Origin of the sequence: Umezawaea tangerina (assembly GCF_003002815.1) — a bacterium.
Taxonomy (GTDB): Bacteria; Actinomycetota; Actinomycetes; order Mycobacteriales; family Pseudonocardiaceae; genus Umezawaea; species Umezawaea tangerina.
The window spans coordinates 355,032-368,350 of the sequence record NZ_PVTF01000001.1 but is presented as its reverse complement, the minus strand read 5'-3'; the positions used below and the strand labels follow the sequence as shown (position 1 = coordinate 368,350).

12 protein-coding genes and 1 tRNA gene are annotated in these 13,319 nt (G+C 70.5%); 6 read left to right on the top strand and 7 right to left on the bottom strand.

What is annotated here, in order from left to right:
* Positions 1–128 precede the first annotated feature (128 nt).
* Positions 129–1,199 carry a histidinol-phosphate transaminase gene (hisC, locus tag CLV43_RS01710; protein ID WP_106185161.1) on the top strand — a complete coding sequence of 357 codons (1,071 nt, stop codon included), beginning with the start codon at positions 129–131 and terminating at the stop codon, positions 1,197–1,199.
* Here the strand turns inward: hisC and CLV43_RS01705 are convergent.
* The 3 genes from CLV43_RS01705 to CLV43_RS01695 all read right to left on the bottom strand — a co-directional run bounded on the left by CLV43_RS01705 (position 1,188) and on the right by CLV43_RS01695 (position 4,102).
* Positions 1,188–1,928, bottom strand: coding sequence for a sulfite exporter TauE/SafE family protein (locus CLV43_RS01705; RefSeq protein WP_425445728.1), 741 nt, complete (start codon positions 1,926–1,928; stop codon positions 1,188–1,190). The two genes, hisC and CLV43_RS01705, sit on opposite strands and share 12 nt — an antisense overlap.
* Positions 1,929–2,084: 156 nt before the next feature.
* Positions 2,085–2,435 carry a VOC family protein gene (locus CLV43_RS01700; protein ID WP_106185159.1) on the bottom strand — a complete coding sequence of 117 codons (351 nt, stop codon included), beginning with the start codon at positions 2,433–2,435 and terminating at the stop codon, positions 2,085–2,087.
* Positions 2,436–2,494: 59 nt separating this feature from the next.
* On the bottom strand, positions 2,495–4,102 hold the full coding sequence (locus CLV43_RS01695; protein WP_106185158.1) for an SdrD B-like domain-containing protein: 1,608 nt from the start codon (positions 4,100–4,102) through the stop codon (positions 2,495–2,497).
* A 548-nt stretch (positions 4,103–4,650) separates the two neighbouring features.
* On the opposite strand from CLV43_RS01695, the gene CLV43_RS01690 reads away from it, so the two are divergent.
* Positions 4,651–4,830, top strand: a complete 180-nt coding sequence (locus CLV43_RS01690; RefSeq protein ID WP_106185157.1) for a hypothetical protein — start codon at positions 4,651–4,653, stop codon at positions 4,828–4,830.
* 95 nt (positions 4,831–4,925) lie between these two features.
* On the opposite strand, the gene CLV43_RS01685 is transcribed toward CLV43_RS01690, so the two are convergent.
* A tRNA-Ser gene (locus CLV43_RS01685) sits at positions 4,926–5,010 on the bottom strand.
* 15 nt (positions 5,011–5,025) lie between these two features.
* Positions 5,026–5,535: a MarR family winged helix-turn-helix transcriptional regulator gene (locus CLV43_RS01680; protein ID WP_211304233.1), complete on the bottom strand. Its 510-nt coding sequence runs from the start codon at positions 5,533–5,535 to the stop codon at positions 5,026–5,028.
* Between the two features lie 107 nt (positions 5,536–5,642).
* Here CLV43_RS01680 and CLV43_RS01675 point away from each other — a divergent pair, with 107 nt between their 5' ends.
* The 3 genes from CLV43_RS01675 (at position 5,643) to ypfJ (ending at position 9,691) form a co-directional block, all read left to right on the top strand.
* On the top strand, positions 5,643–7,355 hold the full coding sequence (locus CLV43_RS01675) for a bifunctional metallophosphatase/5'-nucleotidase (protein WP_106185156.1): 1,713 nt from the start codon (positions 5,643–5,645) through the stop codon (positions 7,353–7,355).
* A gap of 133 nt (positions 7,356–7,488) precedes the next feature.
* Complete coding sequence (locus CLV43_RS01670; protein ID WP_106185155.1) at positions 7,489–8,229, top strand: DUF4253 domain-containing protein; 741 nt, start codon at positions 7,489–7,491, stop codon at positions 8,227–8,229.
* Between the two features lie 535 nt (positions 8,230–8,764).
* Complete coding sequence (gene ypfJ / locus CLV43_RS01665) at positions 8,765–9,691, top strand: KPN_02809 family neutral zinc metallopeptidase (RefSeq protein WP_106185154.1); 927 nt, start codon at positions 8,765–8,767, stop codon at positions 9,689–9,691.
* Positions 9,692–9,759: 68 nt separating this feature from the next.
* Here the strand turns inward: ypfJ and CLV43_RS01660 are convergent, their stop codons facing one another.
* Both CLV43_RS01660 and CLV43_RS01655 read right to left on the bottom strand, forming a co-directional pair.
* Positions 9,760–11,298, bottom strand: a complete 1,539-nt coding sequence (locus CLV43_RS01660; protein WP_106185153.1) for a M28 family metallopeptidase — start codon at positions 11,296–11,298, stop codon at positions 9,760–9,762.
* A gap of 65 nt (positions 11,299–11,363) precedes the next feature.
* Positions 11,364–12,011, bottom strand: coding sequence for a GNAT family N-acetyltransferase (locus tag CLV43_RS01655; RefSeq protein ID WP_106185152.1), 648 nt, complete (start codon positions 12,009–12,011; stop codon positions 11,364–11,366).
* A 57-nt stretch (positions 12,012–12,068) separates the two neighbouring features.
* Here CLV43_RS01655 and CLV43_RS01650 point away from each other — a divergent pair, with 57 nt between their 5' ends.
* Entirely contained in the window at positions 12,069–13,043 is a 975-nt protein-coding gene (locus tag CLV43_RS01650; protein ID WP_106185151.1) for an NAD(P)H-quinone oxidoreductase, read from the top strand.
* Positions 13,044–13,319: the final 276 nt, after the last annotated feature.

Sequence of the window (13,319 nt, the reverse complement as noted above, 5' to 3'; positions counted from 1 at the left end):
AGCCTTCCACGCCGGGGTGAACAACGGTCAACGTGACCAACCAGACGGACCAGTGTCCCGCCGCGGGCCCCCGACGGGATAACGTCCAGCTCAGGCCCGCGTCGGTGCAGGCCGGAAGGAGTTCTGGGATGTCCGTGCGAACCCGTGCCGACCTGGACGCGCTGCCGTCCTACGTGCCAGGCAAGACCGTTCCGGGGGCGATCAAGCTCGCCAGCAACGAGGTGTCGGCCGGTCCGCTGCCCAGCGTGGTCCGCGCGGTGGCCGAGGCCGCGACCGCGATGAACCGCTACCCCGACACCGGGTGCGTCGAGCTGGTCGACCGGCTCGCCGACAAGCTCGGGGTGCCCGCGGACCGGATCGCCACCGGCAGCGGCTCGGTGACCCTGTGCCAGCAGCTCATCCAGGCCACCTGCGCCGACGGCGACGAGGTGCTGTTCCCGTGGCGCTCGTTCGAGGCCTACCCGCTGCTCACGCACGTGGTCGGCGCCGCGCAGACGCGCGTGCCGCTGACGTCCGGGCACGAGCTGGACCTGGACGCGATGCTCGCCGCGATCACGCCGAGGACGCGGCTGCTGTTCGTGTGCAACCCCAACAACCCCACCGGCACCGCCGTGCGCACCGCCGACCTGGAGGCGTTCGTCGCACGGGTGCCCGACGACGTGCTGGTGGTGATCGACGAGGCCTACAAGGAGTTCGTCGACGACCCGCACGTGCCCGACGGCGTCGAGTTCGCGAAGACCCAGTGGGAGCAGGGCCGGGACAACGTGGCCGTGCTGCGGACGTTCTCCAAGGCCTACGGCCTGGCCGGGCTGCGGGTCGGCTACGCGGTGGCGTCCGAGCGGGTCGTCGAGGCGCTGCGCAAGGTGTACGTGCCGTTCTCCGTCAACGCGCTGGCGCAGGTCGCCGCGATCGCGTCGCTCGACGCCGAGGACGAGCTGATGGAGCGGTGCCGCGCGATCGTGGCCGAACGCGGCCGGGTGCGCGACGAGCTGGTCGCGGCCGGGTTCGAGGTGCCGCCGTCGCAGGCGAACTTCGTGTGGCTGCCGCTGGGTGAGCGGACGCTGGCGTTCAACGACCACTGCCTGGCGCACAAGGTCGTGGTGCGGGCGTTCGCCGGGGACGGCGCGCGCGTGACCATCGGCGAGCCGGAGGAGAACGACGCCTTCCTGGCCGCGGCGAAGGCCTGGTCAGCCGAGTAGGAGCTTCGCGATCGCGGCGAGGCCGACGACCACGATGACGGCGCGGAGGGCGACCGGGGGCAGTTTCCGGCCGACCTTCGCGCCGATCTGGCCGCCCACCACCGAGCCGACCGCGAGCAGCAGCACCGGCAGCCACGCCACGTGGGCGATGAAGATGAACAGGATGCCCGCGACCAGGTTCACGAACGCGGTCAGCACGTTCTTCAGCGCGTTGAGCCGCTGGAGGTGCTCGGTGACCAGCACGCCCATCATGCCCATCACCAGGACGCCTTGCGCCGCACCGAAGTAGCCGCCGTAGATGCCGCCCGCGAACACGCCGAACCAGAGCAGCAGCCCGCCGTCGGCCGGGCGTTCGGCGGTGCGCTCGGACAGCTTGCGGTTCAGCCACGGCTGCAGGACGACCAGCACCAGCGCGATGACGATCAGCACCGGCACGATCGCCGAGAACGCCTTCTCCGGCAACGTGACCAGCAGGATCGCCCCGACGATCGCGCCGAGGATCGACGCGGGCAGCAGCCGTTTGACCCGGCCGCCCTGGCCCTTGAGCTCGTTGCGGTAGCCGAACGCGCCGCTGAGCGACCCCGGCACCAGGCCGAGGCTGTTCGACACGTTCGCCACGACCGGCGGGTAGCCGACGGCGAGCAGCACGGGGAACGTCACGAGCGTGCCCGAGCCCACCACCGTGTTGATGCCGCCCGCGAACACCCCGGCGACCACCACGGCGAGCATCTCGAGCGGCGTCACGCTGCCTCCCCCGGTTGGTTCGCGATGCGAGCACTATGCCCGCCCCGGCGGACGAGACGTCGGATGTGTGGCAAGTGCGACAGTTCCTTAGCGCGGCTCAGGGCTTTCGACGGCTCACGCGCCGGGTCGCCGGGAGGGCCGTCAGGGTGTGAAGACGCAGAACTCGTTGCCCTCGGGGTCGGCCAGGACGTCCCACTCGATCTCGTCGTCCCTGCGCCGCACCAGCGTCGCGCCCAGCGACAGCAGCTCGTCCACGCTGCCGAAGACGTCGATGTGCATGCGGTTCTTGACGACCTTCTCCTCCTCGACCGGCACCACCCAGATCAGCGGCCCCGCACCCGTCGGGTCCTCGATCGGCACGGGCCACGCCGTGGGCCGTTCGGCCTCGCCCTCGACGGTGCGGCGGACGTACCCGATGGCCGTGCACCACCAGTCCGCGAGCGCGTGGTGGTCACCGGCGTCGAGGCAGAGGTCCTTGAATCGAGCGGTCATCCGTCAAACATGGCAGGGGCGGCGCCGCCGCGCGACACCACCCCCGCGATCGGCTCGGGTCAGACCTGCTCGGGCCCGACGTCCCCCTTGCCCTTGCGGCGGCGGACGGTGACCACGATCGCCGCCCCGCCGACCAGCACGAGCAGGCCGAGCAGCGAGAGGCCGAGCACGCTGGCGCCGGTCGAGGCGAGGAAGCCGGAGTCGTTGTCCGCGCCGTCCGCGGCGACGGGCGCCTCGGAGGTCGGTTCGGACGTGGGCGTTTCGGAGGTCGACGGGGTGGCGGTCTCCGGGTCGGCGACCTCGGGACCCGCCACGACGGCCAGGTCGTGGACGTGGGGGACGTCCTTGACCAGGCTGAACAGGTTGTCCTTGCCCGCGACGAGCTGCCAGGGGCCGACGACCACGGGGTCGTAGCGGCCCGCCGGGACGCCCTTGAACTCGAACTTGCCGTCGGCGTCGGTGGTGGCGCTCGCGACCGGGTGGGTGGTGCCGGTGTCCACCAGGACGATCTTGGTGGCGGGAACGGGCTGGTCGCCGTCCTGGGAGAGCCTGCCGGAGGCGTCGGCCGGGTCGCCGGGGACCTTGGCGGTGTCGACGGACTGCGGGTAGCCCTCGCCGCCGTCGACCTCGGGGCCGAACTGGCAGGTGGCGGACACGAACCCGAAGGCGGACGAGCCCTGCGGGATGGCGGTCTTGACCTCGACGGTCTTGGTCTGGCCGGCGGCGAGCGCGACGCCGTTGCCCTCGTACTTCAGGTCGCCCCAGCTGTCGTCGGTGTTGACCAGCTCGTAGGGCTCGCCCGCGCCGGTGCAGTACGCGTGCACGGCGGGGAACGCGGTGCCCTTGCTGGTCAGCGTGACCTTCAGCGTGAGCGCGTCGCCCGCGGCGTAGGCGTCCTTGTCGAACGCCAGCTTCGCGTCGAGCCGGTCGGACAAGCCCTTGTCGGCCTTGCGGATCACGTCGACCTGCTTGCCGGTCTGCACGACCACGGCGAGGTCCGGCGTCACCTGGTACCCGGCCGCGCCGACGTACGTGGCCCGGTAGGACCCCGTGGCCAGGCCGGGGAAGACCGCCTTGCCGTCCGGGCCGGTGGTCAGCTCCTGCTCGCGGGAGGCGGTCGCGGGCCCGATCAGGTGCACCGCCACCCCCGCGATGCCCTCACCGGCGTCCACCTTGTTGTTGCCGTTGGCGTCGCCGTACACGGTGAACGCCGCCGTACCGGCCCCGAACGTGACGGCGGCCTTGGCGTTCACCGAGTTGTTCGACTTGTCGCCCTCGGCGGAGCTGGTGACGATCTGCACCTGGAGCACCAGCTGCCCGTCCACCACCTGGCTCACCTTGCCGGTGAGGTGCACGACCTGCGACGCGCCCGGCGCGAGCCGGATGCCCGTCGACGTCTGCGCCACCGGCCCCCACGAGCTCGTCTCCGGCCGGAAACCCGACGTACCGCCGCTCGTCCCGACCCGCACCTTCTCCGCGGCGGCCGACCCGGTGTTCTTGATCGTGATGGTCGCGGTGATCGCCTCGCCCGAGTCGAACGCGGGCTTGTCGAACGCCCCCGTCACCTCGATCTCGGCACCCGCGGGCTGCGCCGCCGCCGTACCCGGCAACACCATGGCGAACACGGCCGCGACCGCGACGAGTCCGCTCGTGATCCGACTGGACAAGAGCTGAGCCTTCCCCCGAGAAGTGGTACCGCGACACTCGGCCGACCTCCCCCAGGCCGCCACCGGAACGGACCACGCCCGCTCAAAGGGCCAATCGCCCCCACCCACGGGCCCGTTACCCCTACAGGCCCCTCACCAGCGATCTTTCCCGTTTCGTGACCACCCCACGTGGTTCGCCTCGCGCCACCGCGGTCCCCGCCCGGCCGACGGCACCGGCCCAGTGGGCGGCGACCGCCGTACCCGCACCCGCCTCGGCCCGGTGGGCCGACGTGCTGGGTGCTGTGTTCCACGGTGCGAATCCACGGGATCCGCACGACCGTCGGTGCGGTAACCCGGGTGCAGGGACTTCCGGTGTCGCCGCGGAACCACCGGGATCCACGTGACACCGCCGCACCGGTCACCCGGCTCGGTCCGCCGCTGCACGCCACGGGCGACGTCGTCGACATCACCACGGCCGACCTGCGCGGGGTGCCCTCTCTTCACGCTGTCCCGAACCAGCAGGCCCCGTCGCTGGACCACGGCCCCACCAGACCCCGGAAAGGACCGCCATGCTCCGCGAACTGCCCGACCTGCCCGTCACCGACCTCAGGCCCGGCGACACCGTTCCCGGTCGCGGCACCATCGCCACCATCGGCACCCTGGGAGGCGACCTGATCGCCACCTTCACCAACTGCAACCAGGCCGTGTGGTCCCGCACCGCCCGCACCACCGTGCACCGCGCCGGTTAGTGCCCGCGGACGAATGGGACGACGATCGGGACGACGACGCACGAGGGGCAGCCCACCGTGCGGCGGGCCGCCCCTGTTCGTGCTGGTCAAGCCAGCGGAAGCGGAGGGATTTGAACCCCCGGACGGTTACCCGTCTTCCGCTTTCAAGGCGGATGCATTCGGCCGCTCTGCCACGCTTCCCGGTGCGCTGTGAGATTACCCGTCCAGCGACCGCAGGTGGGTGATGACCCGGTCGAACACCTTCGCCAGCACTTCCTGCTCCTGCGGGGTCAGCAGGTCGATGATGTGCTCGCGGACGCCGTCGACGTGGGTCGGGGCGGCGGTCTTGAGGGCTTCGAGGCCCTTCGGGGTGAGTTCGGCGAGGACGCCGCGGCCGTCGTCCTGGCATTCGCGGCGGGCGAGGAGGCCTTCGCGTTCCATCCTGGCGACCTGGTGGGAGACCCGGCTCTTGGAGGAGGCGACGTCTTCGGCGAGCTGGGACATGCGCATCCGGCCGCCGGGCTGTTCGGAGAGCCGAACCATCAGCTCGTAGTCGGCCAGCGACAGTCCGTGGCCGGTCTGCAGCTCGCGGTGCAGCCGGTCTTCGAGCATCGCCGCCCCGGTCACGTAGTTGCGCCACGCGCGCATCTCGTCCTGATCGAGCCAACGCGGCTCCTGCCCGGCATCCGTCACGCTTCCCAGGTTAATGCCGAGGGGCGGTGACATCTCCATTCGCCGACGATCGACGCGGATGTCTGGTTTCCGACTGCCCGGGAGGGCAAACTCCTGCGCCGTAGCGCGCCTGCCTACTCAGGCGCCCCGCAGGAGGAAACATGAGCTCGTTCAGACGGACCGCCGCGCTGGTGGCGACCGCCGGGGTTGGACTGGCGATCACGTTCGCCGGCAGCCCGGCCCAGGCAGATGTCGACGCCCAGCGCGCCCAGCGCGCGGTCGACGTCCGCCTGATCGGCATCAACGACCTGCACGGCAACATCGAGCCGCCGACCGGCTCGTCCGGTCGTGTGACCCTGGCCGACGGCACGACGGTCAACGCCGGTGGTGCCGCGTACAACGCGACGCACATCAAGAAGCTGCAGTCCGAGGTGAAGAACTCGGTCATCGTCGGCCAGGGCGACCTGATCGGCGCCTCGCCGATCGTGTCGGCGCTGTTCCACGACGAGCCGACCATCGACGTGCTGAACACCGTGGGCCTGAACGCGACCGCCGCGGGCAACCACGAGTTCGACGAGGGCTACAAGGAGCTGCTGCGCATCCAGCAGGGCGGCTGCCACCCGGTCGACGGCTGCCAGTTCGACGACACCTACCGGGGTGCGAAGTTCCCGATCCTGGGCGCGAACGTGACCAAGGCGCGGTCGGGTCTGCCCGCGCTGCCGCCGTTCTGGGTGGAGCTCCGCGACGGCGTCCCGATCGGCTTCATCGGCATGCCGCTCAAGGACGTGCCGATCCTGGTCGACCCGAACGGGATCAAGGAGCTGCAGTTCGGCGACGAGATCAAGGCCGCGAACAAGTACGCGGACCTGCTCAACCTGATCGGCATCAAGTCGATCGTGCTGCTGGTGCACCAGGGTGACAACCCCGTCGGCCAGACCGGCCCCAACGGCTGCACGAACACCCCCGGTCCCGGTCAGCTGATCGCGGAGAAGGTCAGCCCGAAGATCGACGCGGTGTTCAGCGGCCACAGCCACCAGCACTACAACTGCACCGTGAAGGACCCGGCGGGCAACCCGCGCCCGTTCATCGAGGGCCTGGCCTTCGGCCGTGAGCTGTCCGTGGTCGACCTGAAGATCGACCGCAAGACCCGCGACGTCATCCGCTCGGAGACCAAGGCCGAGAACAAGATCGTCACCCAGGACGTCGCGCCGGACGCCGGCATCCAGGCGATCATCGACAAGGCGAAGTCCAAGTCGGGCCCGATCGCGAACAAGCAGATCGGCACCATCAGCGCGGACATCCTGCGCGCGCAGGCCGCCACCGGCGAGTCGCCGCTGGGCAACCTGATCGCCGACTCGCAGCTCGCCGCCACCACCGGCAACGGCGCGGTCGCCGCGCTGATGAACCCCGGCGGCGTGCGCGCCGACCTCACGTTCCCCAGCTCCCCCGCGGGCGAGGGCAACGGCGTGGTCACCTACGGCGAGGCGTTCACCGTCCAGCCGTTCGGCAACATCCTGCAGACGGTCACGCTGACCGGTACCCAGCTCAAGGCGGTGCTGGAGCAGCAGTGGTCGGCGACCCGGCAGATCATCCTGCAGCCGTCGTCGAGCCTGACCTACACCTGGTCGACCTCCGCGCCCATCGGCTCGAAGATCACCGACCTGGCGATCGCGGGCACGCCGGTCGACCCGGCGGCGAGCTACCGCATCACGATCAACAGCTTCCTGCAGGGCGGCGGTGACGGCTTCCCCGGCTTCACGGTCGGCACCGCCATCACCGGCGGCGGCATCGACCTCGACGCCTTCGCGGCCTACCTGGGCTCGCACCCGAACCAGGCGCCCCCGGCCCTCGGCCGGATCAAGACCACCGCGTAGCGAGCTGCGACCCCGTGGGGCGGTGGGCTTCGGCCCGCCGCCCCACGGGTGTGTTCGGGGCCCCCTGGACGTGCCGCGCGGAGCCTGTTGGCAAGGTGGTCCCGCCGCCCCGACCGCCACCGCTAGGAGCACCGTGGACCTCCAGGACCGACTCGACGCGCTCACCGCCGCCCTCCCGCCGGGGCGGATCGTCGAGGTCGGCGGTGAACCGGCGTTCTGGCTCTCCGACGACGCCACCCCCACCGGCCTGTGGGCGCTGCTGCGCAACAAGCACGAGTCCTCCGGCCTCTGGCCGGTCCTGGTCGTCCAGGACGCGCCCTGGTGGACCCGCAGCGGCACGCCCGAGGACACCGGGTACGTCGACCAGCACGACCCGGACGAGTTCATGACCGACACCTGGGACGACTGGGTGGAGCGGGCCGAGGACTTCGACCTGCTGGCGCCGTTCGGCGAGCACTGCCCCGGTCTGACGGCGGCCGGTGAGCCCGAGCGGGACCCGGACGCGGTCGCGGACTGGTACGCCGGGATCCTGGAGGCCGACGGGCCGCGGCTGGCGCTGGTGCCGGTCGACCGCAGCGCGGACGCACCGACCGCCATGGGCTGGGAGGGCGCGGCGAGCCACGCCGACACCGTGCCGCTGTCGGCGTTCCTGCGGTCGTGGGAGGAGCGGTTCGGCGTCCGGGTCGTGCGGGTCGGCGAGTTCGGCATGAACCTCGCCGCCGCCGCGCCGCCGGTCGCCGACGAGCACGCGGTGCACGTGGCGGCCGAGCACTGGGTGTTCTGCCCGAACAACGTGGAAAAGCATTCGGATTCGCTCGTTGGGTACGGAAAGCAGATCCAGGAAAAGATCGCCTGGACCTTTTCCTGGGTGTGATCTCCTAAACCGTTCGCTCTCCGCGACCATTGCGCGCTCTCCGTGCACCCTTCCGGTGGATGGAACATTTCACCACTTCAGGGACGTGCCGAACGGTTGTGGTTCGCGCTGATCAAGCGCATAGTCGATGCAGGGACAGGCCACCGGAGAAACCGGAAAACAATTTCCGATGGCGCACCCGGAAGGGGTCAGGTGGTGCCGTGCAGGTAACTCTTCGCACTGATGTTCGTCGTCGGCCGCATCCCCGCGATCGGACCTGATCCTTCGATCCGGTCGCGAATGCGAGCGGCAGACCGCCGGGTATCGGGTGCGCAGGCGCCACCGGTGTCATCCGCGCACATCGACGCTGTTGAGCTCGACGTCGGTCCACTCTCAGGGGCGGACCGGTCGACCTCCACGCCAACCTCGCGACGACGGCGATCGTCGACTTCCACGTTTGAACACCTGGGTGCGGTGCCCCGACGTCGGGCGCCGCGCCCAGGCGTGCGCGCCGGGCTATCGTGAGCCGCTACGGGCCCTGGCGGGAGGACATACGGTGCAGTTCAACGAGGACGCCGAACTCGACACTTCCCAGATCGACGACCAGCGCGGTGGCGGTGGCGGCGGGGGCATCGGTGGTCGGGTCGCGGTCGGTGGCGGCGGGCTCAGCGTGGTCGGGCTGATCATCTACTTCCTGCTGTCCCAGTTCGCCGGCGGTGGCGGCGGGGGCATCCAGATCCCCAGCGGTTTCGGCGACGTCGGGCAGAACCAGCAGGTCGACTCGTCGGCATTGCGCGACAAGTGCAAGACCGGCGCGGACGCGAACCGCGAGGACGACTGCCGGGCCGTCGCGTTCATCAACTCGATCCAGGCCTACTGGAGCGACCAGTTCGCCCGCTCCGGCAACACCTACAAAGCGGTCAAGACGAACTTCTTCCAGGGCGGCGTGAACACCGGCTGCGGCAGCGCCACCTCCGCCGCGGGCCCGTTCTACTGCCCGGCCGACTCCGAGGTGTACATCGACCTGGCGTTCTTCCAGGAGCTGAAGACCACGTTCGGCGCGACCGGCGGCCCGTTCGTCGAGGCGTACGTCCTCGCCCACGAGTACGGCCACCACGTGCAGAACCTGCTCGGCACCTCCAGCCGCGTCAAGGAGGGCACCGGCCCCACCTCCGACTCGGTGCGCCTGGAGCTGCAGGCCGACTGCTACGCGGGCGCCTGGGCCAACCACGCCACGACCACCCCGACCGCGTCCGGCAAGCCGCTGATCACCGGCGTGACCGACGAGGACGTGAACGCCGCCCTGGACGCCGCCAGCCGCATCGGCGACGACTACATCCAGAAGAACCTGGGCGGCGGCAAGGTCGACACCACCCAGTTCAGCCACGGCTCGTCCGCCCAGCGGCAGAAGTGGTACCGCACCGGCTACGAGAGCGGCGACCCCGCGAAGTGCGGGACGTTCGACACGAACAACCTGGGCTGACCGCAGGTCTCCACACGCGGAAGGCGCGTCCGGGCTGGTGCCCGGACGCGCCTTTTCCGTGCTGGGTACTACGCGGTGAGGCCGTGCGAGTGGTGCTCGGCGACCTTGAAGCCCTTGGCCGACGCGGCGCGGACCGCGGCGCGGACCGCGGCGCGCTGGACGCGCGGCGGGACGCCGTTGACGTCCTCGGTGCTGATCGCGTAGGACGCGGTCACCCAGGCGATGGCGTCGCCGTTGCGGTCGAGCGCCACGCGGTCCAGGTTGCCGAGGTTGTCGCAGGCCTGGTGGTAGCACTTGTCGTAGGCGACACCGGCGGTGCCGCCCCACTTGGCCGCCTGCGCCGGGGTCTTGATGCCCTCGGCGCCGGTGAACAGGCCACCCGCGGGGATGCCGACGTTGATGAACTCGCCGTAGTCCGAACGGCCGGTGAAGTCGGTGCCCTCGGTCTGCACGCTCTTCGCCGTGGTCAGGTAGTCGACGAACGCCTTCTCGATCTGGGCGGAGCCGTAGGGGCCCGCACCTGCGCCGGTGGCGTCGGAGTCGTCGCCGTCGTAGACGAAGTAGGCGGCGTTGGGCGAGGCGACCATGTCGAAGTTCAGGTACAGCGCGATGTCGAGCTGCTGCTCGAACGTGAGCGCCCGGACGTACTCCGTGGAGCCGACGAGCCCCAGTTCCTCGGCGCCCCACCAGGCGAAGCGGACGGCGTTGCCCACCTTGGGCTTGGAGCCCAGCTGGAGAGCGGTTTCCAGCAGCGACGCGGAGCCGGAGCCGTTGTCGTTGATGCCGGGGCCCGCCTCGACGCTGTCGAGGTGCGAGCCCGCCATCACGACGTTGTCCTTGCGGCCCGTCTTGGTCTGCGCGATGACGTTGCGCGCGGTCTTGATGTCCTCGTGGAAGCGCATGTCGACCGTTGCGGTCTGGCCCGCGAGGCCGAACAGCGTGGTGCCGTCGGCCTTGCTGACGCCGCCGGTGGGGATGACGCCGGGCTGGCCGAGGGTGACGCCGGACAGCTTGCCGTCGACGTTGTTCGCCACGACCACGGCGATGGCGCCCGCGGCGGCGGCGTTGCGGTGCTTGATGTCGAACGTGCAGGCGCCGCGGCGGATCACGGCGATGGCGCCGGTGAAGTCCTGGCCCGCGAAGTCGCTCGCCTCGCAACCGGGCGTGGCGTCCTCGGGGACCGCGCGGAGCGGGCCGGTGATGCCGCCCACCGGCGTCTGCGGCGACTCCTCCATCGGGAGGGTCTCGTACGTCGCGGCGCCGACCTTGGTCGTGGCGGCGTCGGTGACCTGGACCGGGTAGGTGAACTCCGGTGTGGTCACGTCGAAGCCCGCGCCGCGCAGCTTGGTCGCGACGTACTCGACGCTCGCGTCGTAGCCGGGCGTGCCGACCGCGCGGGTGCCGTTGTTGCGGTCCGCCAACCGCTGCAGGGCGATCAGGTGGCGGTTGATGCCGTCAGCGGAGACGGCCTTGACGAGCTTCGTGGCCAGGGCGGGCCCGACGGGCTCGGCCTTGGGTGCTGCGTGGGCGGTCGGCGCGACGATCAGCGCCAGTGCGGCGGCGGCCGCGATCGCGCTCAGACCCGCGCGTCGTGTTCTTCCGGACATGATCGAAATTCCCCAATCGTTCGGATGGAGAACCATGCAAGCGCCGACTGTCCGAAATCAATCCGTCACTCGGCGGGTTCGCCCTGCGTGAGCAGGCCCAGGCACCCGGACGAACCGGCCACCTCAAGGGTCCAAGCAGGCCTGATGAACCGATCGTGAGTGAGCAGCAACCGGACGTCATCACTCGCTTGCCCGCGCCTGGTGACTCTCTGCGTTCCGTCGTCGACGTACCCGAGCTTGCGGCTGACGCCCAACGACTTCGCGTTCTCGCTCCACGCCGACGACCGGGCCCTGGTCGCCCCGAGGTGGTCGAACGCGAACACCAGCACCGCGGCGCGCATCTCGGTGCCGATGCCCTTGCCCTGGTGCCGCAGCCCCACCCACGACCCGGTGTGCACCTCGCCGGTGACCGCGAAGTCCTCCGCCCCGATCCCCTGGGTGCCGATCACCCGGCCGTCGAACCGCACCAGGAAGTTGAGGGTCCACTTGGCCGCGGTCAGCTCCGCCCGCACCCGCCAGTGGTGCTGGAGCATCGTGCGCCCCAGGTCCTCAGCCGGGGTGTCGCTCCACCCGACGCCGAACGGCATCTGGTCGGGCGGGTGGATCCCGTGGTGCGCCTCCTCGACGAGCTCGAGGAGGCCCTCGTCGTCGTCCGGGCGCAGCTCGAGCCGGGGTGTGCGGAGGACGAGGTGTCGGAAGGGCCACGGATCCATGCGTCGTGATGCTCCCGGACCCGACGTCCGCGGCGCGACCGGATTACCGTCGGCACCATGTACGCGATCACGATTCGTGAACCAGGCGGGCCCGACGTCCTCGAGTGGACCGAGGTCCCCGATCCGACACCGGGACCGGGCGAGGTGCTCCTCGACGTCGCGGCCGGCGCGCTCAACCGCGCGGACCTGTTGCAGCGCCAGGGTTTCTACCCACCACCACCCGGCGCCTCGGAGATCCTCGGCATGGAGTGCTCCGGCACGATCACCGCGCTCGGCGAGGGCGTCACCGGCTGGAACGTCGGCGACGAGGTCTGCGCCCTGCTCGCGGGCGGCGGCTACGCCGAGAAGGTCGTCGTACCGGCCCCCCAACTGCTCCCCCTGCCCGACGGCGTCGACCTCGTCACCGCCGCCTCACTGCCCGAAGTGGCCTGCACCGTGTGGTCCAACGTCGTCATGCACGCCAAGCTGACCGCCGGCGAACTGCTGCTCGTGCACGGCGGCGCGGGCGGCATCGGCACGCACGCCATCCAGGTCGGCAAGGCGCTCGGCGCACGCGTCGCCGTGACCGCCGGCTCAGCCGACCGCCTCACCCGCTGCGCCGAGCTCGGCGCGGACATCACGGTCAACTACCGCGAACAGGACTTCGTCACCGAGGTGAAGGCCGCCGACGTCGTGCTGGACAACATGGGCGCGAAGTACCTGGACCGCAACATCGACGTCTTGAACCTCAACGGCAGGCTCGTGGTCATCGGCCTCCAGGGCGGCGTGTCCGCCGAACTGAACCTCGGCAAGCTCATGGCCAAACTTGGCACCGTCTCCGGCACCCGCCTGCGCAGCAGGCCGGTCGAAGGACCCGGCAGCAAGGGGGAGATCGTCGCAGCCGTGCGCCAGGGCCTCTGGCCACTGATCGCCTCCGGCCAGGTGAAACCGATCGTGCACGACGTGGTGCCGATGCGCGAAGCCGCCGCCGCACACCAAGCCCTGGAAAACGGCGGCGACGTCTTCGGAAAGCTGCTGTTGAAAACCGACTAGAAAACGAGAAAAACCCAACCGCCCCACCACGCCGGCAACAAGCAACCGCCCCACGATGCCGGCAACGAGCAACCTGCCCACGATGCTGGAAGCGAGCACGCCCGTCCGCTGGCGGCCGGCTTGACTTGGGGTTTTTGGGCTTAGACTTGCGGCGGCGGGCAGGCTCTACCACCTGCCCTTTTTCGCCCGACGAAGCCCAAAAAAGGGGCCCCAAGTCAAGCCGGCCGCACCCCCCACGGCGGATGCGACCCCCGCCGATTGACCCCAAAAAGAAGG

Coding starts and splice junctions, on each gene's coding strand:
- hisC (WP_106185161.1), top strand. CDS start 129: ATGTCCGTGCGAACCCGTGCCGACCTGGACGCGCTGCCGTCCTACGTG.
- CLV43_RS01705 (WP_425445728.1), bottom strand. CDS start 1,928: ATGCTCGCCGTGGTGGTCGCCGGGGTGTTCGCGGGCGGCATCAACACG.
- CLV43_RS01700 (WP_106185159.1), bottom strand. CDS start 2,435: ATGACCGCTCGATTCAAGGACCTCTGCCTCGACGCCGGTGACCACCAC.
- CLV43_RS01690 (WP_106185157.1), top strand. CDS start 4,651: ATGCTCCGCGAACTGCCCGACCTGCCCGTCACCGACCTCAGGCCCGGC.
- CLV43_RS01680 (WP_211304233.1), bottom strand. CDS start 5,535: ATGTCACCGCCCCTCGGCATTAACCTGGGAAGCGTGACGGATGCCGGG.
- CLV43_RS01675 (WP_106185156.1), top strand. CDS start 5,643: ATGAGCTCGTTCAGACGGACCGCCGCGCTGGTGGCGACCGCCGGGGTT.
- CLV43_RS01660 (WP_106185153.1), bottom strand. CDS start 11,298: ATGTCCGGAAGAACACGACGCGCGGGTCTGAGCGCGATCGCGGCCGCC.
- CLV43_RS01655 (WP_106185152.1), bottom strand. CDS start 12,011: ATGGATCCGTGGCCCTTCCGACACCTCGTCCTCCGCACACCCCGGCTC.
- CLV43_RS01650 (WP_106185151.1), top strand. CDS start 12,069: ATGTACGCGATCACGATTCGTGAACCAGGCGGGCCCGACGTCCTCGAG.